This is a genomic window from Bradyrhizobium sp. UFLA05-153 (genome assembly GCF_054185185.1).
The window spans coordinates 1-21,024 of record NZ_JBBIAM010000151.1 but is presented as its reverse complement, the minus strand read 5'-3'; the positions used below and the strand labels follow the sequence as shown (position 1 = coordinate 21,024).

At 63.9% G+C, this 21,024-nt stretch carries 19 protein-coding genes and 1 pseudogene; 7 read left to right on the top strand and 13 right to left on the bottom strand.

Going from position 1 to position 21,024, the window contains the following annotated elements:
* Nucleotides 1-32: 32 nt before the first annotated feature.
* The 9 genes and pseudogenes from Q2941_RS45115 to Q2941_RS45075 form a co-directional block, all read right to left on the bottom strand.
* Nucleotides 33-1,202 (bottom strand): Gfo/Idh/MocA family protein, encoded by a 1,170-nt coding sequence (locus Q2941_RS45115; protein ID WP_458196634.1) that lies wholly within the window; start codon nucleotides 1,200-1,202, stop codon nucleotides 33-35.
* A 59-nt stretch (nucleotides 1,203-1,261) separates the two neighbouring features.
* On the bottom strand, nucleotides 1,262-1,561 hold the full coding sequence (locus Q2941_RS45110) for a septal ring lytic transglycosylase RlpA family protein (protein ID WP_027524498.1): 300 nt from the start codon (nucleotides 1,559-1,561) through the stop codon (nucleotides 1,262-1,264).
* A 109-nt stretch (nucleotides 1,562-1,670) separates the two neighbouring features.
* Nucleotides 1,671-2,517 (bottom strand): annotated as a pseudogene (locus tag Q2941_RS45105) (CmcJ/NvfI family oxidoreductase).
* A gap of 327 nt (nucleotides 2,518-2,844) precedes the next feature.
* A complete protein-coding gene (locus tag Q2941_RS45100; protein WP_027524496.1) occupies nucleotides 2,845-3,783 on the bottom strand; it encodes an ABC transporter substrate-binding protein in 939 nt (312 codons plus the stop codon).
* Complete coding sequence (locus Q2941_RS45095; protein WP_027524495.1) at nucleotides 3,780-4,880, bottom strand: LLM class flavin-dependent oxidoreductase; 1,101 nt, start codon at nucleotides 4,878-4,880, stop codon at nucleotides 3,780-3,782. Before Q2941_RS45095 ends, Q2941_RS45100 begins: the two co-directional genes overlap by 4 nt.
* Nucleotides 4,881-4,901: 21 nt before the next feature.
* Nucleotides 4,902-6,086, bottom strand: coding sequence for an acyl-CoA dehydrogenase family protein (locus Q2941_RS45090; RefSeq protein WP_458196633.1), 1,185 nt, complete (start codon nucleotides 6,084-6,086; stop codon nucleotides 4,902-4,904).
* Entirely contained in the window at nucleotides 6,080-6,859 is a 780-nt protein-coding gene (locus Q2941_RS45085; RefSeq protein WP_458196632.1) for an ABC transporter ATP-binding protein, read from the bottom strand. The genes Q2941_RS45090 and Q2941_RS45085 overlap by 7 nt, the downstream gene beginning before the upstream one ends.
* A complete protein-coding gene (locus Q2941_RS45080; protein WP_458196631.1) occupies nucleotides 6,853-7,866 on the bottom strand; it encodes an ABC transporter permease in 1,014 nt (337 codons plus the stop codon). The genes Q2941_RS45085 and Q2941_RS45080 overlap by 7 nt, the downstream gene beginning before the upstream one ends.
* Complete coding sequence (locus tag Q2941_RS45075) at nucleotides 7,844-8,947, bottom strand: ABC transporter substrate-binding protein (RefSeq protein ID WP_458196630.1); 1,104 nt, start codon at nucleotides 8,945-8,947, stop codon at nucleotides 7,844-7,846. The genes Q2941_RS45080 and Q2941_RS45075 overlap by 23 nt, the downstream gene beginning before the upstream one ends.
* 484 nt (nucleotides 8,948-9,431) lie before the next feature.
* Here Q2941_RS45075 and Q2941_RS45070 point away from each other — a divergent pair, with 484 nt between their 5' ends.
* The 3 genes from Q2941_RS45070 to Q2941_RS45060 all read left to right on the top strand — a co-directional run bounded on the left by Q2941_RS45070 (nucleotide 9,432) and on the right by Q2941_RS45060 (nucleotide 12,315).
* The gene (locus Q2941_RS45070) at nucleotides 9,432-10,418 is read left to right on the top strand and encodes an ABC transporter substrate-binding protein (protein WP_254111297.1); all 987 of its coding nucleotides are present in this window, start codon (nucleotides 9,432-9,434) and stop codon (nucleotides 10,416-10,418) included.
* Nucleotides 10,419-10,805: 387 nt separating this feature from the next.
* Entirely contained in the window at nucleotides 10,806-11,069 is a 264-nt protein-coding gene (locus Q2941_RS45065) for a hypothetical protein (RefSeq protein WP_458196629.1), read from the top strand.
* Nucleotides 11,070-11,223: 154 nt separating this feature from the next.
* On the top strand, nucleotides 11,224-12,315 hold the full coding sequence (locus tag Q2941_RS45060) for a catalase family protein (RefSeq protein ID WP_458196627.1): 1,092 nt from the start codon (nucleotides 11,224-11,226) through the stop codon (nucleotides 12,313-12,315).
* Here Q2941_RS45060 and Q2941_RS45055 read toward each other — a convergent pair.
* Complete coding sequence (locus Q2941_RS45055; RefSeq protein WP_458196626.1) at nucleotides 12,296-15,382, bottom strand: AAA family ATPase; 3,087 nt, start codon at nucleotides 15,380-15,382, stop codon at nucleotides 12,296-12,298. The genes Q2941_RS45060 and Q2941_RS45055 overlap by 20 nt on opposite strands.
* Nucleotides 15,383-15,575: 193 nt before the next feature.
* Between Q2941_RS45055 and Q2941_RS45050 the strand changes: the two genes are divergently transcribed.
* A complete protein-coding gene (locus Q2941_RS45050) occupies nucleotides 15,576-15,737 on the top strand; it encodes a hypothetical protein (protein ID WP_458196625.1) in 162 nt (53 codons plus the stop codon).
* A gap of 104 nt (nucleotides 15,738-15,841) precedes the next feature.
* Here the strand turns inward: Q2941_RS45050 and Q2941_RS45045 are convergent, their stop codons facing one another.
* Together Q2941_RS45045 and Q2941_RS45040 are read right to left on the bottom strand one after the other, a co-directional pair.
* Nucleotides 15,842-16,288 (bottom strand): hypothetical protein, encoded by a 447-nt coding sequence (locus tag Q2941_RS45045; RefSeq protein ID WP_027524488.1) that lies wholly within the window; start codon nucleotides 16,286-16,288, stop codon nucleotides 15,842-15,844.
* Between the two features lie 228 nt (nucleotides 16,289-16,516).
* On the bottom strand, nucleotides 16,517-16,963 hold the full coding sequence (locus Q2941_RS45040; protein ID WP_027524487.1) for a hypothetical protein: 447 nt from the start codon (nucleotides 16,961-16,963) through the stop codon (nucleotides 16,517-16,519).
* 247 nt (nucleotides 16,964-17,210) lie between these two features.
* Between Q2941_RS45040 and glgC the strand changes: the two genes are divergently transcribed.
* From glgC to Q2941_RS45025, 3 genes are read left to right on the top strand one after another with little or no spacing between them, the layout of a single operon-like run.
* A complete protein-coding gene (glgC, locus tag Q2941_RS45035; protein ID WP_027524486.1) occupies nucleotides 17,211-18,479 on the top strand; it encodes a glucose-1-phosphate adenylyltransferase in 1,269 nt (422 codons plus the stop codon).
* Nucleotides 18,470-19,924 carry a glycogen synthase GlgA gene (glgA, locus tag Q2941_RS45030; RefSeq protein WP_458196624.1) on the top strand — a complete coding sequence of 485 codons (1,455 nt, stop codon included), beginning with the start codon at nucleotides 18,470-18,472 and terminating at the stop codon, nucleotides 19,922-19,924. Before glgC ends, glgA begins: the two co-directional genes overlap by 10 nt.
* A gap of 55 nt (nucleotides 19,925-19,979) precedes the next feature.
* Complete coding sequence (locus Q2941_RS45025) at nucleotides 19,980-20,240, top strand: SemiSWEET transporter (RefSeq protein ID WP_027524484.1); 261 nt, start codon at nucleotides 19,980-19,982, stop codon at nucleotides 20,238-20,240.
* A gap of 100 nt (nucleotides 20,241-20,340) precedes the next feature.
* Here the strand turns inward: Q2941_RS45025 and Q2941_RS45020 are convergent, their stop codons facing one another.
* Nucleotides 20,341-20,625, bottom strand: coding sequence for a hypothetical protein (locus tag Q2941_RS45020; RefSeq protein WP_458196623.1), 285 nt, complete (start codon nucleotides 20,623-20,625; stop codon nucleotides 20,341-20,343).
* Nucleotides 20,626-21,024: the final 399 nt, after the last annotated feature.

Genomic DNA, 21,024 nt, shown 5'->3' with positions numbered 1-21,024 from the left:
ATGTGTATAAGAGACAGACCCAGAAGAAAGCTCTATAACACCACCCGCCTGCCCTCGTCCGCTGCCCAGTAACCGGCGTAGTTCACCTTGATCGTCTCATAGGCCAGCGCGAGATCGGAGAGCGGTTGTCGTCCGGTCGCCACGCACTCCATGAAATCCTGGATCTCCTGCAAATAGCCGCGCGTCCATTCCTCTTCGAGGCAGACATATTGCCAGCCGGTTTTGCGGTCGACCTTTTCAGTGATGTAGACCGAGGCGAGCTTCTCCTCGCTGGTCTGGTAGCTCATCAAATGCGTGTTCGGCGTGATGTTGGCGAACAGCGAGCCGCCGCTGGTGTAGGTCTCGATCAGGTTGCGCACGCCGCCCATGATCATGTCGCCGGAAAACACCGTGGCCTTGGTACCGTCGGAGAAGGTGATGGTGAGCGTGCCCCAATCCTCGACATCGACCGGGTTGGCCTTGATGTAGGTGCGCTCCTCCGGCTTGAGACCGGCGGTGACGTTGCCGACATCGCAGGTGACGCTCGCGACTCGAATCTCCTCGCCACGCGCTTTCGCCTCGACCTGCTTCAGGTACAGCACGGCCGACAGCGGGTGGCAGCCCATGCGGATCAGCGAGCCGCCGCCGGTCATCGCCCATTGCGCGGCGTGCGCGGCATGCGAGCCGGAATGGCTCTCCTCGCCTTTCATGAACAGGATCTTGTCCTTCGTCGCCCTGATGATTTCGGCGGTCTTGGTCACAGCCGGCGCATAGACCCAATCCTCGGCATACATGAAGAGCTTGCCGGTCCGCTGTATCGCATCGCGTGTAGTTGCCATCTCCTCCAGCACACGCTCGTACATCAACGCCTTCGGCACGTGCCTGCCGATCGGCTGCTCATCGCCCTCGCGGCCGAAATAGCCGGCGAACGGCTTCTCGCAGATCACGTGCTTGCCCGCCTGCATGGCCGCAATGATCATCGTCGCATGCAGATTGGGCGGCGTGCAGATGTCGACGACGTCAATATCGGCGTCGGCGATCAGGTCGGAAAAGCTGCGATAGCTGCGCGCGATCTGATGGCGGCGGGCGAACCCCACGACATGGTCGCCGCGCGCGGCCACCGCCGCAACCTCGACATCGACGCCATAGACGCGCCGAAACGCATACATGTGCAACTCCGAAACGAAGCCGCACCCCACGAGCCCCACCCTGATCTTCGCCATTGCGCCCCCCTCGACATTGGTTGGGCGGCATTATAGCGAGCTTGCGGGCAGACGCATGCCTATTGCACGGAAACCCGCACCACGCCCGCGCTCATCATGCCGAGCGCGCGAGCGGCAGGGACGGATAGATCAACGATGCGGCCACGGATGAACGGACCGCGATCGTTGACGCGGCATTGGATAGAGCGCCCGCCATAGGACACCGTGAGCACGGTGCCGAACGGCCGCGTCCGATGGGCACACGTCATCTCGCCGCTCCTGGCGGCTTTTCCGTATCCGTAATATGAGGCTAGTCCGCTCTCTGCGTCGGCTGGCGAGAAAAAGGCAAACAAGAAAAGCACGGCGATGAGCGCGCGCATGGCGTCCCCCACCTAAGGTGACCCCGCCTCCGGCGCCAACAACGCGAGCTCGTCGACAAAGTTCCTGAAGCCAGTGCCGAGCGTGGCCCGGCACTGCCATCACACATTGTTACGGTTTGTGAAACACCAGTGTCCGCAGTTCGATGCTTTCGCGTGGGGGTGCATCGGCCGGCGTGGTCGGATCGACAAAGGCGGTATGCGGCCCGAAGCGGGTGCGGCCGTCGGTTGCGGAATCATAGCACTTCAGCAGCAGCGCTTCGTCCGGTGTCATCTCCGGGAAATAGAACCAGCGATGGTTCGGATTGTACTTCACCGAATAGGTCTCGCCGCGGCGGTTGGGATAGATCAGGTCGGAGGCGACGAGATCGCCGGGCGCAACCGTCGTACCGTCGGCCATTGCGAGCGGAGAATCGCGCAAGGGACCGCGGATCGGTCGCCAGAGATTGATGACTTGCACACGACCCTTGAGAAGCTCCTCGGCCTCATCAGGCAAATGCTCGCGGACGCGGTTGGCGCCCGAGGCAACGGTCTGGTCGACATGCACGCGCGTTGCGGGCTGGCGCGGACCTGCGCCGCGGATGTCGGCCGCGCCATCGACGCGCCTGCGCACGGTGTGATCGAAGATGACGACGCGCTCGGCCTTCAACGTTGCGCGGAGAAAAAGCTTCGACGGCGGGGTAGTAGACCGCCCTCACCTCCTCGTCGTTGTAAAAATCCCTCACGCGCGTCGGATGGCGCACCAGCGCAAAGCCTTCGCGGTCGAGCGAGAAGTTTTCCGCGATCAGACGCCCGTCGAAGATCGGGACCTGGTGCGGCTCGGGCAATGAGGTGGTCTTTGGCTCGCCCGGCGGCGGATCAAACGCGTAGGTGCGCGGTTTGCCCGACGTGGGTGCGAGATAGTTGAGCTCGGCTGTGACGAAGGGAAGCGATTCGATTTTTGTTTGTTGCAGGCCCATGGCCGGTCTCCCGATGTGGTCGTCTGGTTGATTTTTGACGGGAGGTAGCGTGCGGCAAGAGGCACGGTGCAAATAGCAATGCGGCTGTTACCGGGAATGGAGAACGCAGGAGGAATATTTCGACAATGGCGGCCGAGAGGGAAACCTCGTTCTCATCTCACGAATGCTTGAGTATTTGTGAAGTCTCGTGCCCCGGATGCAGCGCATCACGCAGTGGTGCGCTGCTAAGCCGGGGCCCATGTTGCCGAGAGCGCTCTATGCGGCGTAGGTCCCGGCTCTGCGGCGCAGCGCTGCGCGCTGCACCGCGTCCGGGACACGAGCAACAGCCTACAATCCCGCTTTTGCGATCCCGCCCGAGAAGGAGCGATCGACGATGTCCACGGCGTCGAGCTTCTGCTTGATGAGACCCCAGCGGAAATAGAGATCGATCGTAGCCTGCTCGTCCGTGATCACGCTGTCGTCGATCGGCGCGATGCGCATTTTTGCGCGTGAGAGCCAGTTGAGCGGCACCGCGGCCGGGATGTTCATCAGCTTGCCCCAGGTCTCGGCATAGCTGTTCACATTGTTGATCGACCAGACGCGCGCGGCGGTGAGGCGCCGGACGAAATCGGTCAACTCGGCGCGCTTGTCGCGGATCGCCTCGGGCCGCGCCACCTGGAAGCTGAGACCCGGCGTCAGGCCTTCGGAGGTGATGATGCGGCGCGACTTGAACAGCACCTGCTCCTGGCTGATATAGGGCTCCCAGGTCGACCACGCGTCGACCGAGCCTTGCGTATAGGCGATCTTGGCGTCGGAGGGCGCGAGGAAGGTGATCTGCACGTCGGTCGCGCTCCAGCCGTTCTTCTCCAAAGCCGCCAGAATGAGCTGATGGCCGATGGAGCCGCGGCCGGTTGCGATCTTCTTGCCGCGCAGATCGTCAAAGCTCTTGATCGGCGAGTTCTCCGGCACGAGGATCGCGAGACTTTCGCCGGTCTGGCGGATCGCGGCGATCGCCTTCACCGGCACGCCGGAGGCGGCGGCGAAGGTGAAGGGCGCGTCGCCCACGAGGCCGGTTTCGATCGCGCCGGCGCTGAGCGCCTCGAGCAGCGGCGCGGCTGCCGGAAATTCCTTCCACTCGATCTTGTAGGGTACGTCGTTGAGCTGCCCGGCCGCCTCCATCACGGCGCGTGCATTGCCCTTCTGATCACCGACGCGCAGGGTTGTCTGCGCCCCTGCGAGGTCAAACGAACCGAACAGCAGCGCGCCGGCGAGCATCAGCCTGATCATTCGGCGGCCTCACCGCGAGCGACCTGGCGCTTGGCAATCAGCTCGCGCGTCAGCGGGATCAGCTCGCGGCCATATTCGATGGCGTCGATCAGCGGATCGAAGCCGCGGATCAGGAAGTGCGAGATGCCGAGGTCGTAGTAGTCGCCGAAGGCTTCGGCGACCTGCTCGGGCGTGCCGACCAGCGCGGTCGTGTTGCTGTTGGCGCCCGTCAGCTTTGCGATCTCGGTCCACAGGCGCTTGTCGATGCGGCTGCCCTGGTCTGCGAGCGCGAGCAGGCGGCGCGCGCCGGCGGTGGCATGGCCGTCGGCCGGCTTGCGGTAGCCGGTCTTGTCCTGAAGCGCTGCGGCGCGCGCCAAAATCGCTTCGGCCTTTTCCCAGGCCTGCTTCTCGGTCGGCGCGATGATCGGCCGGACCGAGAGGCTGAAGCGCGGCGTCGACCGCCCCTGCCTGACCGCTGCGTTATGCACGCGCGAGGTGACGTCGCGCACCTGAGCGTAGGACTCGCCCCAGAGGGCGAAGGTGTCGGCGTGCTTGCCGGCGACGTCGATCGCTGCATCCGATGCGCCGCCGAAATAGATGCGAATGCCCTCGGGGTGGAAGGGCTTCACCTGCGAAAAGCCGTTCTCGACCTGGTAGTACTTGCCCTTGTAGGTGAATGGCTTGTCGCTGGTCCATTCCAGCCTGACGATGTCGAGGAATTCGGACGTGCGGGCGTAACGCTCGTCCTTGTCGTCGAGCGTGTTGCCGTCCTGCCGAAGCTCGGTCGCATTGCCGCCGGTGATGACGTGCAGCGCGACGCGGCCGCGCGAGAACTGATCGAGCGCCGCGAACTGCCGTGCCAGCAGCGTCGGTGCGGTGAACCCGGGACGCTGCGCGATCAGCACGTTGAGCCGGTCCGTGACATTCAGCACGTGCTGAGCTACCTGAAGAGCGTCCGGGCTCGTCGAATGGAACGCGAGCAGCGCGCGATCGAAACCGGCGTTTTCATGCGCCTTGGCGACCGCCTCGATATGGGTGGGGTTCAGGACCGGCCCCTCACGGACGATGGTCTCGGACGAATTGTTGTTGCTGATGAAGCCGATGAACTCGATCGACATTGATCGTCTCCTCTATGATTTTCAAAGTCCCAGCGCAGTGCGGCCAAGGCCAATGCGCGTCGAATCGTCCTGCGGTGTGTGCACGCGACCGCACAGCACGTCGCGGTAGTGCCGCTCCAGCGGATTGCTGCGGCTAAGCCCATGATTGCCGGTGAGCGACAGCGCGTCCTCGACCACGGCGACCGAGTTGTTGGTCACGGTGAGCTTGATCGCGTTGGATTCGGCAGCCGACAGCGCGACACCGTCATCGAAGTCGCCGGCGAACGAACCGATCAGCCGGGCATTGACGGCAAGCCGTGCCTCGATGGCGCCGAGAACCTCCTGGGCGCGGGGAAGCGTCGCAAGCGGCGCACCGAGGCTGGAGGGCACACGCGTCTTCAGGAAATCGATCAGCCAGTCGCGCGCGGCGCGCGCGATAGCGTCATAGATCGCGGCGATGAAGACGGTATGGGTTGTCGCCTGCGTGGCATCGAGCCCGCGCCACTCCGCTAGCTTGCGAACATCGACCTCGTAGTCGAGTGGGAATACGACGTCGTCGAATATGACGTCGTGGCTACCGCTCGCGCGCAGGCCGTGGTGGTCCCAGGTCTCGACAATGCGCGTGCCCGGCAGGCCTGCCGGCACCAGGAACTGCCCGACGCGTGGCTCCGCCTCGTCGGTTCTCGCCCAGACCAGGTACCATTTCAGGATCGGCACACCGGTCGAATAGATCTTGTGACCTGAGAGGCGCCAGCCGGTCTCGGTCCGCCGCGCGACCGTTGCAGGCAGGCCACCACGCGCGGGCGAGCCGAGTTCCGGCTCGACACGCAGCGCATTGACCAGCGCCAGGCTCTCCACCGCCTCGCGCGCAAGCTTGCGCGACAAGCGGGCGGGCCAGGTCGGGCTTCGCGCCATCACCAGATGATTGATGTAGTGCATCGAGAGCACGAGTGCGGTGGACGGATCAGCCTTGGCGATGATGCCGATGATCCGCGTCGCGTAGCGCACGCCCGCACCAGCGCCGCCAAGCGCGGCGGGCACTGTCAGGGACAACAGGCCTGCTTCCGACAGCTCCTTGAAGTTCTCGAAGGGAAAGCTGGCCGCGCGATCGTGCTCGGCGGCACGCTCGGCGAAGACCGCGGCGAGGCCCTGCGCACGCTCGATGTAGTCCGGCTCGCTTGGTACCGCGCGACTTCTCGCCGCCGAGTTGCCCTGTGATGTCACCATGTGGCGTCGAGCCCCAACAAGCCGAGGATTTGGCGGCGCAGATCCGCGAGATAGGGATCGCCGCGGTGGCGCGGATAGGGTCGGTCGACGCGTATGTCGGCTTTGACGCGCGCCGGGCGTTCGCTGAACACGATGACGCGATCGGCCAGCACCAGCGCCTCCTCGGCGTCGTGAGTCACCAGCAGCGTCGTAAAGCCTTTGCGTTGCCACAGCGAGACAAGCTCGGCTTGCATCGTGATGCGCGTGAGCGAATCGAGCTTACCGAGCGGCTCGTCGAGGATCAGGATTTTCGGATCGTTGACGAGCGCAACGCGCTGCGCCATGCCGCCGGAGAGCTGGTGCGGATAGGCGTTGCGGAACGCCGATAGCCCGACGAGATCGAGCGCGGCGTCGACGCGCGGACGCTGGCTTTTCAGGATGCCCTGGGCCTCAAGGCCGAGCGCAACGTTGTCCCAGACCGTCCGCCAGGGAAACAGCGTTGGATCCTGGAACACCACCACGCGCGAGGGATGCGGGTGCGTGATACGGCTCTCGTCCTCGCGCAAGGCACCCGCCAGCGGCTTCTCCAGGCCCGCGACCAGCCGCAGCAGCGTGGACTTGCCGCAGCCGGACGGACCGAGCAGCGCGACGAACTCGCCGGGTTCGACGGCGATGCTGACGTCGCTGAGCACCGGAAGCTCGGTGCCGTCGATGTCGAAGGCGTGGCTGACCTGCTCGATGTCGAGCGCGGCACCGGCGGCGGGATAAGCGATGACCTCGGCAGTCGCTACCATTTGACGGTCCCCTTCTGCCAGACCAAAAGGCGATCGCGGATCGCAAACAACAGCATGATTGCACTGGAGCAGAGCAGCGACATCACGATCAGCGCCGCATACATGTTGGCATAGGCCGCCCAGCCCTGCGCCCATTGCAGGTACCAGCCGAGCCCTGCCTTGACGCCGATCATCTCGGCGATGACAAGTACGGCAAAGGACGCGCCGAGCCCCATGAACAGGCCGACAAAGACGTGCGGCAGTGCTGCAGGGATCGCGACCTTCAGCACCAGGAAGGACGGCTTTGCACCTAACGTGCGCGCGACGTCGTAATAGGCGCTGCCGACGCTCGCGACGCCCGACCATGTCAGCACGGTGACGGGAAAACCGGTCGCAAGCGCAATCAGGAAGGTCGAGGCGCTCCAGCTCGACGGGAAGGTGAAGAAGGCAATCGGCAACCAGGCCGTCGCGGGCACTGGACCAATGAAGCGCAGCACCGGATGCACCCAATATCCGACCGCGCGCGACCAGCCGATTGAAACGCCGGTGAGGAAGCCGATGGCCGCCAAAATGAGATAGCCGCCGAGCAGGAGCCGGATCGAGGCAAAGACGCTGTCGAGCAGCTTTGGCAGATCGTCGGTATAGACCTCTACGATCGCCTGCGGCGGCGGGAAAAACGGCAGCGGCAGCCAGGCGAATTTTGCAGTCGCGACCTCCCACAACGTCAGGATCAGGCCGAGCGCCAGCAGCCAGGGCGCGCGGTTGCGCAATGCGCGTCCGGCCGAACCGAGATAATCGACACCGACCGTCCCGAATAGCGCGAAGGCCGCGATGATGAAGGCGACGATCCCGAGCGAGTGGGTCCGCGACCAATCGCCGACGTCGTCCCAGAGCAGGCAGGACGAGCCGAACGCGATCCAGGCGAGGCTCGCCGCAACACCCGACCCGGACTCCTTCAGCCAGCCGGCAAGCGCAAGCTCGCGCGGCGCGGCCGACGGCAGGCCGTCAGACAGCGAATACGTCGACATAGATGCGCTCCGCGAATTTGGCGGTATCCGTGCTCGGCTTGAACACCGAGACACTCTTCAAATCGTCCGCATAGGCCTTGAGCTCGCGCTTCAGCACCTCGCCGACCGGATGATGATGGTGGGTGTGGTAGCGCACCATGCCTTCGAGGTTGGCAAGCGTCGCCGCCTTCGGCGCGTAGGGCTGGAACGACTTTGCCGCCCTTTCCGGGTTCTGCGACGAGAACATCGCAGCATCCAGCAGCGCCTGCGTGATGGCACGCGCGACCTGCGGCTCGTCGCGCACCAGGCTGCCGCGCAGGCCAAGGATGCAGCAGCTCTTGTCGCGATATTCACCGTCGAGATTGGAGGCAACCTCCTTGTACTGACTGTCCTTCAGCCAGAGATAGGCGAGCGGATCGGACGACAGGAAAGCCTGCACCTCACCCTTCTGGACCGCGACATCCAGCAGGTTGCCGGGATAAGCGCGCCAGTCGACGTCCTTGAGCGGATCGATGCCGAGCTTTGCGAGCTGGATCGAGAAGAAATTCTTGTCGGGGCCGCCGAGATCGCCCACGGCGACGATCTTGCCCTTGAGATCCGCAAGCTTGTTAACGCCGGAATCCGCGCGCGACAGCACGCGCATGCAGCCGCCATGGGTACCGGCCGCGATCTTGACGTCAAAACCCTGCTCCAGCGGCTTCAACCAACGCAGCGCCATGCCAAGACCCGCGTCGCTCTTGCCCGTCGCGATCGCCTCCAGGAGCTGATCGGTCGAGCCGGAATAGTTGACGAGCTCGACATCGAGATTCTGCTTCTGGAAGAAGCCGTGCTCGATGGCCACGGGGACCGGCGCGAGGCAGACGGCGCCCGCGTTCCACGACAGTTTCAGCTTGCGCGGCGCGCCCGTGAGCGCGGGCGCATCAGAAGCTGTCTGGCACAGCGGAAACTGCGAGAAATCGATCGCCGGCGCGATCGCGCGCGGTGCAAAGGCCTGCGCACCGAGTGCGCCGAGCGGCGCGGCGAACGCTGCCGCCAGGCCCGCCTGGAGCAGATGGCGCCGATCGAAACCCGAACTGCCGCGCTTGCCCTCGTTATTGCTCATCTGCACCTCATTGCCCCAAAGCTCCGCCGCCCACGCAACGCGTCGCGTTGCGCATGTTCCGTGCGGAGCTGCGTTAAGAGAAGGATATTCTCGAGGCGAGATCCCTCGCCTCTTCATTGCGATACGCAAATGATGCGGCGCGTTGGTCGCATCGTCAATGAAATGGAATTTCGAATGTTGCGAGCGGCGCAGACATTCTCTCCACCGGCGCGCGCATCGACGACGAAAGGATTTTTCGAGTTCGTTACGATCTCGTCGTGCTCACGGAGCACGTGACAACTTCATCGCCTGCACAATCTTCGCGCAGATCGGGCATCGCGCACATCGCCTTCTCGCGGACGCTCGTTCAATGAAACGTCCTTCTGGCAAGCGCGCGCAATTCGGTTGGCCGTTTCATTGACTGCGGCCTCTCCGATCATAGACTTGATCATCCCACTGCATCGTCGCTCACGCCACGTGAGCCAGGAAGAACAAGAAGCATCACATGAACATCAACTCCGACTCCCACGATCACTCCCTCACGCGCAGGCTTGCAGCATCACTGATCGCCGCCGCCATTACCCTATCGACGGCTGCCGCATCGCTCGCGGCCGACACGATCGTGCTGCGCGTCGGCGACCAGAAAGGCGGCAACCGTTCGCTGCTGGACATCTCCGGCCTGGCCAAGGACCTGCCCTATAAAATCGAATGGTCGGAATTCCCCGCGGCGGCGCCCATTCTCGAAGCGCTCAACGCCGGCGCGCTTGACGTCGGCTACACCGGCGATCTCTCTTTCCTGTCGGTCTATGCCGCGGGCGCGCCGATCAAGGCGATCGGCGGCACCAAATCGGACGCGAAGACGCAAGCCATCCTCGTGCGGCAGGATTCACCGATCAGGTCAGCCGCCGACCTCAAAGGCAAGCGCCTCGCCGGCACCCGCGGCGGCTGGGGCCAGTTCCTGATCGATGCGACGCTTGAGAAGGCGCAGATCAAGCTCGACGACGCAACGTTCGCGCCGCTCGGCCCGGTCGACGCCAAGATCGCGCTCGTCGCCGGCTCGATCGATGCCTGGGCGGTGTGGGAGCCGTATGTCTCGTTCGCGACACTGAAGGACAAGGCGCGCGTGATCGCCGACGGCGAAGGATTGACGCCGACCATCACCTTCATCGTCGCCTCCGACAGCGCCATCGCCAGCAAGCGCGCCGCTGTGCAGGATTTCTTGCAGCGCCTCAGCAGGGCGCGGCTATGGTCGCTCGATCATCTCGGCGACTATGCGAAGAGCACTGCCGAACTGACCAAACTGCCGGAGGACGTACTGCTCAGCGCCTACACCGCGCAGCGCACCAGCCCGATCGTGATTGACGAGAACGTGGTGAAGGAGGTGCAGGAAGCCTCCGACCGCGCCACCCGCTACGGCATCCTGCCGAAGAAGCTCGACGTCAGCCAGGCCGTCGACCGCAGCTTCACGGCGGCCGCGGCGGGATCGAACTGAGGGAGCCCGGCGATGAGCGGTCCGTCCCTCAAGGCCGGACCGCTTCACCTCGCGGCGATCGTGCTGGTGCACCTCGCCTGCATGGCGGCGATAGTCTGGTTCTCGCTGTGAGGGCGGCCACGCTTAAGAGAAAGATGAGAAGAAGATAAGGCGCGTTTAAGGACTCCGCTGTTGCCTCCGCCGTAGCATCGCCTCCGGTGATGTCCATGCCTCCTCCGCATCAATCGGGAGATCGCGTGGCGCCTTATTTCAGGAGGATTTGATCATGACCATTTCAGCACGCGCACCTTCTCCCTCGCGATCGGACAACAACACTGTCCGGAGTCGCTATCGATCGCTGCCCTCTATGCCTTCCTGACGGCCTGCGTCTCCTCGGCCAGCCCGGCCATGGCTGCGATGGAATGCGCCTCCGGCTATGTGTGGCGGGTCGCCGTTCCGAGCGACCTCGTCTGCGTCACGCCGGAGTCCAGAAGCGTCGTCGCAAGCGAGACCGCAAGGGCCGCTAGCCGGCATCTGCCCGGCAGCGACACGTGCCAGTCGGGATATGTCTGGCGCGAGGCGTATTACGGCGACAAGGTCTGCACGACGCCTGAGCGCCGCAGCGAAGTTCGCCAGGAGAACATCGTCGCATCGCGGCGCGTCGCGCAATAGAAGCGACTGAAAGCCGCGACGGAAGGGGGCGTCAGAGCAACCGGAATTCGTGTTCCGGTTGCTCGCGCGACGGGCACGCGTCTACAATGGAACTCGCCCAGCGGCCGCCACCATTCGCAAAGGGCAGGCGACCCGCGGGCTGGAGATCAGCACCATGTCAGCCGATCAATATCTGCGCTACGATCCCTCTGTCGAACAACCGGGTCCCGAAGAGGCCGATGCCGTTCGGGACATCGTCGCCTCGATCGAGCGGACCAGCGACGCCACTTTCAAGCGATTTCACCATGGTATCCGCCAGCAACACGCCAAAGGCGTCGGCTTCCTGCGCGGCGAGCTAACCGTCTACGACAATCTGCCGGCGCATTTGCGCCAGGGCCTGTTCGCAAAGCCCGCCCGCTATCCGATCATCGTCCGCCTCTCCACCGCTTTCGGGCTCAAGAGCGATCGTGTTCGCGCGCCCCGCGGCATGGCAATCAAGGTTTTGGGCGTGTCCGGCGACAAGGCGCTGGCGGATGACACTTCAACCAACCAGGATTTCCTTCTCGTCAATCACCCGAGCTACATGGCCGATGCCAAGGCATATTTGGCAGCCCAGCGCAACGTCGAGCTCAACCTGAACACCCCCGACATCGGATTCAGGATCGTGGGCTTCGTCTCCCGCATCGCCATCACGGTTTCGAACGCAACCGGCGCCTCGATTCCAATGCTTGCGAAGGCGCTTGGCGACCCCGGCAACAACATCCTCGGCGAAACCTTTCACACCGAGGGCACGCTCCGCTTCGGCGACTATATCGCAAGGATCCGGGCGGTGCCGGTCTCGGATGCCGTGCGCAAGCTCACGGGTCAGCCCAGCCATGACGGCGACGAAATCGTGCGGGACTCGGTCACAGAGTTCTTTCAAAAGAATTTTGCGGAGTATGAACTGCGCGCCCAGCTCTGCACCGACCTGAAACGCACGCCGGTCGAAGATTCCTCGATCGACTGGCCAGAGGGTGTCGCGGTACCGCAGCCGCTGGGCAAGATCACCCTTCCCTCGCAGGCCGCCAATACCTCCACCCGCCGCGACTACGCCAACGACGTCCTGTCGTTCGATCCCTGGCGTTGCCTGGCCGATCATCAGCCGCTCGGCTCGATCATGCGGCTGCGCAGGGATGCCTATCGCGCATCTCGCGAGCGCCGGCACAAGCAGAACGGACCGATCCCGTCCCCCGGAGAACCGCAAGATATCAGCGAGTTTCCCGATTGACGTCGAGCCGGCGGACGCAAGTGTCCGCTGCACCGGCGACCTCGCTGCGGTCGAAGAATGACAGCGAGCGCAGCGGATCGTCAGGCGCGAGCGAACACGCAAGCGAATTCACGACCCTGTTCAAGTGCCGCCTCCAGTTCGCCGCCTTCCGTGCCTCTCCACGGCTGGCGTAAAACTCCGCGAGCGCGGCATAGACCCGCCATGCCGCGTAGGGTAGCCCGGCATGGTGAACGGTCGAGACGGCCTCGGACAGGTGCCGCCTGGCGATCTCCGCATCGCCGCTCAGCAGCGCAATTCTCGCCATCACCTCCTGGCACAGCGCGAGGAACGGCCGATCGGGCGCCGCGCTCGTCACCTCGTGAAACCGGCTGGCCGCCGCCTTTGCCCGGTCGAGGTCGCCGGCCCCGATCCAGTACTCGCAGCAGTTCAGCAAATACTGCGGCATGACCAGCGATTCGATCGGCACACCGTCCACCTCCATCCGCCGCTCGATGGCATCGAGATGCTGGCGTGCCAGAGTGAAGTTGCGCATCCCGAGATGGGCCCGCACCAGCAAATTCCTGCCGAGAAAGAAGGTGAACGGGTTTACCTCGAGCATCGGGTTGGTGACTTCCTCCGCGTGTTTCGCCGCGATCTCATGGTCCTGCGCCGCGGCGTGGAGCCACCCGATCGTGAGCTGGCACAAAGCGCGTGCCTGCGGATTCGCGTTCCGGTCCGCGATGGCGAGCGCAGAGCGAACGCTCTGCTGCAGCGCCCCCCATTCGCCCATATAGAGGGACGCGAACGCTTCGACCGACTGGTAGAGCACGAAGAGGTAGACGTCGCCGAGCATGCGGGCGAGCTGCTTACCCCTGCTCGTCGCATCAATGCAGGCCGAATAGTTCGACCTCAGGAACTCGAGCACCATTTCCATGGAGCAGCGCCGCAGCCGCATGCTGAGGTCCTGCGCTTCCGAGATCAGTGCCGACGCCTGCGCCGAGAACTCGGCATCCTCGCGGCTCCAGCCGCGCAGCATCAGCTTCAGATTGGCGACGTTGCCCCTGACCAGGGCAGCGAATGCCGCGTCATCGATCGTCCGGCTCTTCTCCAGTGCCTGCTCGGCGAGGGGCAGACATCGTCGCCGATCGATATAGAGGCAGAACCTGCTGAGATCGACCAGCGCGTTCACCTCCTCCCGAACGAGGCTGTTCTCCGCTGCATGGGCCACGATCGCGCCGAGATCCTGCAGCGAGTTCAGGAAGTCGCCGCCGGCTCGCCAGGCCCAGGCGCGCTGCAGCAGCAGCTTCAGGCGCGTCGGCACCTGCACGTCCATCGGCAGATGCGGCACGAGATCCAGGGCACGTGTGAGGTAGTTTGCAGCCTCGCGCGTGCTGAATCGCCGCGCCGAGCCTTCGGCCGCCACGGTGAGATAGCGCGTTGCCTTTGCGAAATCGCGTCCCAGCTCGAAGTGACGCGCGAGCACTGAGGCAACCTCCGCCGCCTGCGATCCATAACCGGGCTCGAGACTGACACCGAGCCGCACGTGAGTATTCACGCGGCGCGCCGGCGCCAGCCGCTGGTACAGCATCTCCTGGTACAACGCGTGCTGGAACGCGTAGCGGCCCGACACCTCTCCACTCGGCCATTCGGTCGAGCCGGCTGCAACGATGATGCGGCCGGCACGCGCCAGCTCCTCGCACATCTGCTCCACGTCCAGCACGTTCCGATCGAGCGCGCCGGCAATGTGCAGCGCCGAGAACTCGGCCCCCGCCGCGCTTGCCACCTCGAGCAGGCTGCGCTCCTCGGCCGTGAGGTGATCGATCTGCCGCGCGATCATGCCCTGCAAATCGCGCGGCATGCTGTCATGCGAAGCCGCCTCCTCGCGCTCCAGCCGCCACCCGCCGCTATCCTCGACGAGCACGCCCTGGGCAACGAGATGATCGAGGAGTGACGTCACGAACAAGGGCTGTCCTTCGGTCCGCGCGAAGATTCGCTCGACCAGTTCGTCGGCGAGTTCGGCCGAGTTGAAGCGCAGGGCAAGGTAGCGTTCGACGTCGCTCCCTGTCAGACGGTCGAGCGCAAGCTCGGTTGCATGTCCGTGGATATGGAGATCCTGGTGGATCGCCTTGACCGGATGTCCGCCGACCGCGACTTCCATCGGCCGATAGGTGGCGAGAACCAGGATCGCCGCCTTGCGGTCCCGTCGTGCCAGCCGCGACAGAACATCCACGGTGGCAAAGTCGCTCCAGTGCAGGTCCTCAAGGATGATGACCCATGGCCGTTTTGAGGCGAGGCTCTCCAGGAGATCAGCGAACTCACGCAGCATGCGTTCCCGCGTCGCGCCGAAAAGCTCGTGCTGGAAGGCCGCGCGATCACCTTCCCCAAGGAAGCTTGGCATCTGGGCGAGCCACGTCGGCGCGTGCTCGCGAATGGCAGTGAGCAGAGCGGCGCCTCCCGCGCCGCGGCACTGCTCGTTCAGGGCTTCGATCAATGGCAGGAAGGCCTCGTGGGTACCGAACAATTCGTTGCAGCCACAATGCAGCACGCAGAGGCCCTCACGCGTCATACGATCGAGAGCCATCTGGACGAGCGTCGTCTTGCCTATTCCGGCTTCGCCGGTGATGAAGACGACCTGACGCTGTCCGGCGCGGGCCTTCTGCAGCGCGGTGTCAAGCGTCTCGAGCGCCGTTGTGCGTCCAACACGCCATTGCCGCCTGCGGTCGACGACGTCCTCGAACGTCTCCTCCAGCCGTTCGATGACCGGCGATAATGCGGTGGTGACGGGAGCGATGAAGCGATAGCCGCGCCGCGTGACCGTCTCGATATAGCTGGGCGACTGCCTGTCATCACCGAGCGCCGCACGCAGCACATTGATAGCGACCGCGAGACTGGACTCGCTGACATGCAGATCCGACCAGACCGCGTCGAGCAGCTCTTCCTTGGTAACGAGCTCGCCGGGGTGCTTGATCAGGCAGCAGAGCACCTCGAACGGCTTCGGCGCCAGCACGACGCGCTCCGGTCCGCGCCACAGCAGCGCATTGGCGCGATCGAGCCGGAACTGGCCAAAGGCAAGCTCGTCTGTCCGCACGGCCGCAACCTCCGGGTGCCTTGCGAGCTTAAGAGAAAGCTCAGTCAAATGTAAGGACGGCTTAAGGACTCCAGCCGGTTCTCGGCGCTAGCGTCGCGACTGGCGATGTCGTGGACATCACCAGGAAGCATTTCATCACGCTGTCTTTTTCGATCAGGGCAGTCGATGCCCAAATTTTGGCAGGGAGTTGACCATGCCACTTCCACGCCGCAGAGCTATTTTTTCAACCCGCGATTGCGACGGCTGGTTCGTGTTCGTCTATGCGATCGTCTGCGTGCTTGCTGCCGTCTATTTTTCGTCGTCGGAGCCCATCGTCATCGACGCCGGCTTTGCGATCATCGCGCTTCTGCCGTGACCAGCCACGGATAGCCCGCCCGTCACCGGCGCTCGCGCGAGCCAGCGCGAGCACCGAGCCTTGGCGGGGTCGACCGTCAGAACCGCCGACGCACGCTCGCGCGATTACCAATAGCCGCCATAGTAGGGGCGGTAGGCGCGATATGGCCGGTAATAGCCATAGCTGTCGCCGTAATAGGGTCGATACGGGCGGGCATAATAGGGCGAATAGGCGTAGCCGGGTGCGTAGCCGTAATAGGCTGGCGCGTAGCCACCGCCGTAGCCATAGGGGCCGCCGTAGTACGGATCGCCATAGTAGCCGTAAGGCGCGCTGCTTGCGATGGCGCCACCGATGATGGCGCCGGCTGCAAGCGCTCCCAAGCCCCAGCCCCATCCGCCGCCGCCGCGCCAGCCCCATCCGCCGCGCCAGTACACCTGCGTGACGTCGTCGGAGACCATGGCCTTCATCGTCGCCACATTGGTCGGCATTGGCGCCGCCGCGGCCTGCTGCAGCTGACCGGCCATGACGGCACCGGCGAGTGAACAGGCTATTGCCGCTTTCCAGATACTCATCGCCTTGCTCCCTGTCTGACGTTTTGTTTGGAAGAAGGGTCGCACGCCGTATGATCTGGCATCTTTGCGCTGAATCAAAGCATCCGTTTGCGTGCACCGCACAAGGCATCCCGGCCGGTCGTCGCTTCCTGCCGCCTCGAACCTCAGAAAGCCGGCACGGATCGCACCGGCTCCGCCGCGGGCGCTGAAATGCCGCAGGACGAAGGCCCGCAAGCCGCACCGAAGCGTCTACTTGGTCCTCACGCCTGGATCGGTCACCGATGCCAGGAGATCGCCTGCCTCGCGGCTGCCATGCGTAAACCAGCTCTGGCGCAGATCGACGTTTCTGAGCGTACCCGAGCCGAGCAGGCAGCCGGCCGCCGTCGGGACCACGACAAAATCATTGCCGAAGGCGAGCACGTCGATGCGATAGGTGTGCGTCCCGCCGTCAACGAGCTCCCAGTGGCCTTGCAGCAACTGCGCGTGGCGATTGCTCTTGGCGACGGCGATGCCGTTGTCCTTCAACGACAGGGTCCACGCCCCGTCAAACGAGGCGGTCTCGGCGCAGGGCGAGAGGACCTGCCAGGCATCGGCGAGATCGCGTTTCTCTACGGGGTGATCCGGGGTGCCGGTCAGGTAGGCCAGCCCGACTGAAAGCAGCCGCAGCAGGCCGAACATTTCGTTGGCGCAGGGCATCGAATAAATCCAAAAAATATGAAAGCGATCTGAAATAGCCATCAGCCTACCACCCTTTCGGGGCGATCGGGAAGACTCGGCAATCGAAAAAAGCGGAGCCGCGGGGCGGGCCGCAACCGATGGCAACCAACAGACCACTTTCCGAATTGTTATCCGTGCAGCTAGAATTCCGCTTCGATACAGGCGCCACCGGCTTCCCGCGAGGGAAGTTTCGGGGCGATAAAAACGGGGCCCTCGGGAGGACAGAATGAATCGTGTTGGAAATGAGCCACTCGCGCGCCAGGCCCTGGCCTTCGTTCTCGCCGGCGGACGAGGAAGCCGTCTTCTCGAGCTGACCGACCGGCGCGCCAAGCCCGCGGTCTATTTCGGGGGCAAATCCCGCATCATCGACTTCGCATTGTCGAACGCGGTGAACTCCGGCATCCGCCGCATCGCGGTCGCGACCCAATACAAGGCCCACAGCCTGATCCGGCATCTCCAGATGGGTTGGAACTTCTTCCGTCCCGAGCGCAACGAGAGCTTTGACATCCTGCCCGCGAGCCAGCGCGTCTCGGAGACCATGTGGTATGTCGGGACGGCCGATGCCGTCCACCAGAACATCGACATCATCGAGTCGCACGGTGCCCGCTTCATCGTGGTGCTCGCCGGCGATCACATCTACAAGATGGATTACGAGCTCATGCTGCGGCAGCACGTCGACAGCCGCGCCGACGTCACCGTCGGATGCCTCGAAATGCCGCGCACCGAGTCTTCCGGCTTCGGCATCATGCATATCGACGACAACGGCATCATCAAGTCGTTTCTCGAGAAGCCGAAAGACCCGCCGCCGATGCCCGGCAAGCCCGACATGTCGCTCGCCAGCATGGGCATCTACGTCTTCGACGCCAAGTTCCTGTACGAGGAGCTGAAGCGTGACGCCGCCGACCCGAACTCGAGCCACGATTTCGGCAAGGACATCATTCCCTACATCGTCAAGAACGGCCGCGCGGTGGCGCACCAGTTCTCGAGCTCGTGCGTCCGGTCCGGCGACGACACGCGCTCCTATTGGCGCGACGTCGGCACCGTTGACGCCTACTGGGCCGCCAACATCGACCTTACCGACGTGGTGCCGGAGCTCGACCTGTTCGACCGCTCATGGCCGATCTGGTCCTATGCAGAGATCACGCCTCCCGCCAAGTTCGTGCACGACGAGGAGAGCCGGCGCGGACAGGCGGTGAGCTCGCTCGTATCAGGCGGATGCATCATCTCCGGCGCCTCGTTGCGGCGATCGCTGCTGTTCACGGGCGTGCGCATCAACTCCTATGCCAATGTCGAGAACGCCGTGATCATGCCTTACGTGAGTGTCGGCCGCGGCGCGCAGCTGCGCAACGTCGTGATCGACCGTGGCGTCGAGATTCCTGAAGGGCTCGTCGTTGGTGAGGATCCCGAGCTCGACGCAAAACGGTTCCGCACCACCGAACAGGGCATCTCGCTCATCACGCAGCCGATGATCGACAGGCTGAACGCATGGCGTTGACGCGCGTCCTTGCGGTCGCATCGGAAATCTATCCGATCATCAAGACCGGCGGTCTTGCCGATGTCGCCGGCGCGCTGCCGGCCGCATTGAAAGCCCATGACGTCGAGATGCGGACGCTGGTGCCGGGCTATCCGGCCGTCATGCGGGCCCTGCCGAAGGCGGAGGAAATCCGGCGCTGGCCGGATTATTTCGGCGGGCCGGCGCGCCTGCTCGCGGGCACGCACGACGAACTCGACCTCTTCGTGCTCGACGCACCACATCTCTATGAGCGGCCGGGCAACCCCTACGTTACCGCAGAGGCGATCGACTGGCCGGATAATGGCGTGCGCTTTGCGGCGCTGTCGCGCGTCGCCGCCGATATCGGGCTCGGCCTCGTCCCTTCGTTCGTGCCTGACGTCGTGCATGCCCACGACTGGCAGGCAGGATTGCTACCAGCCCATCTGCACTATGCAAGCGGCCCCCGTCCCGGGACCGTGATGACCATTCACAACATGGCCTATCAAGGCAAGTTCGCCTACGAGATGCTTGCTTCGTTCGGCTTGCCGCCTGAGTCCTTCAGCCTGCACGGCATCGAATATTTTGGCGGGATCAGCTTCCTGAAGGCCGGCCTGCAATTCGCCGACCGCATCACCACGGTGTCGCCGACCTACGCGCAGGAAATCCAAGGCGACGAGGGCGGCATGGGGCTCGGCGGCCTCTTGCGCGAGCGCTCGGGCGTGCTCAGCGGAATCCTCAACGGCATCGACACGGCAGTGTGGAATCCCGAGACCGACCCGCACATCGCCTATCGCTTCGGCGCGAAGGAGCTGCAATTCCGGACCGCCAACAAGGCGGCGCTGCAAAGACAGTTCAATCTCGCGCCGTCCACGGATGCGCTTCTGCTCGGCGTGATCAGTCGGCTGTCGTGGCAGAAGGGCCTCGATCTCCTGCTCGAGACAATTCCGACGATTCTCGGCGAAGGCATGCAGCTCGCGCTGCTCGGCAGCGGCGATGCCGACCTCCAGGACCGCTATCAGGCCGCGGCACGCGCTCATCCCGGCCGCATCGCCGTCGTGATCGGCTATGACGAGATCCTTGCCCACCTCATCCAGGCGGGCTCCGACGCGCTTGTCGTGCCGTCGCGGTTCGAGCCGTGCGGTCTCACCCAGCTTTGTGCGCTTCGCTATGGCGCCGTGCCGGTCGTCTCGCGCGTCGGCGGGCTTGCGGACACGGTGGTGGACATCGGCGAGGCCGATAGCAGCGGCCACGACGCGACCGGATTCAAGTTCGGACCAGTGACGGCGCAGGGGCTCGCCGCCGCGCTACGCAAGGCGAACCTCGCCTTCCACGACCATTTGACCTGGCGCAGGCTGCAATTGAGCGGCATGACGACCGACGTCTCCTGGCGCAACCGGGCGGGCGACTATGCGGCACTCTATCGCACGATCATAGCAGCCCGCCGGTAATGACGGGTCAACAGACGCATTTCTATCAACGAATCAGTGCTATAGGGCGGCCACCATGGAACCGCTCATCGTCAAGCTGCTCGGGTTCGCTGCGGCAACCTGCACGACCCTCGCCTACACCCCGCAATTCATCAAGGTCTGGAAGACCCGTTCCACCGAGGACATCTCGCTCGGCATGTTCCTCGCGATGATGCTGGGGCTTGCGCTCTGGCTAGTCTACGGCCTGCTCTCCGGCGACGCGCCGCTGGTGGCCGCCAACGCGATCACCATGGTGCTCGCCGGCGGCATCCTTGTCATGAAGCTGAAATACGGATGAGTACGGGCAGTTCACCCTCTCGCATTTGCCTCCTTGTGGTCCCTGCCGGATAAGCGCTGCTGCTATCGGACATTCCAAGGCAAGTTGTTGAGCGATGGGATCACTGCCCCTCGGCCCGAACCGGGGGCTTCTGCTCGCGTTGGACGCTCTGGCTCAGCGACGCCAGCGCAGTCTTCAGGTCCTCAGAGATCGGCGCGAGGCCATCAAGGTCCTCGAAGGCTTGCGAGACGCGCTCATTCGCTGATTTCTCGAACGGTTCGAAGCCGCCCGAGATGCGCGTTTCTCCCCCAAGAACGATGGCAGCGGCAATTGACCCGAACATAAGAATTGCGGCTCCAATGATGCCGGGTTTGCGGTTGCTGTGACGGATCGGCGGCGACTGCAAGAGGTGATCGGTGGTCATTGTCTTACCTCGCGGCGTTCAGTGCCTGCATGATGCCGATCGTCGCGAACAAACGGTAGATCTCGCGTCCACCATTAAGAGGTACTCAAGCGGAGGCGCTTCCTATCCACGCTTGTCCGCTTTCTTTTGCCCACCGATTGATGGGTCAATTGATTGCACGAGACGTGGCGTTTCCGGCAGGATTTTCCAGTTAGTCACTCAGGATCGCCATCCCTTCGAAGATAGGGGCAACGTTCTGGAGTTCAGAGGAAGCCGTGCTGAAACTCTTTCTGGTCGTTTTACACCGCAAGCGGCGGCATCGCCTCGGTCAGCAACCGGTCCCCGGCGATATGGCGTGGTACGAAAGCATCGCGAAAGAGCGAAACGAACAGAATTCAAATG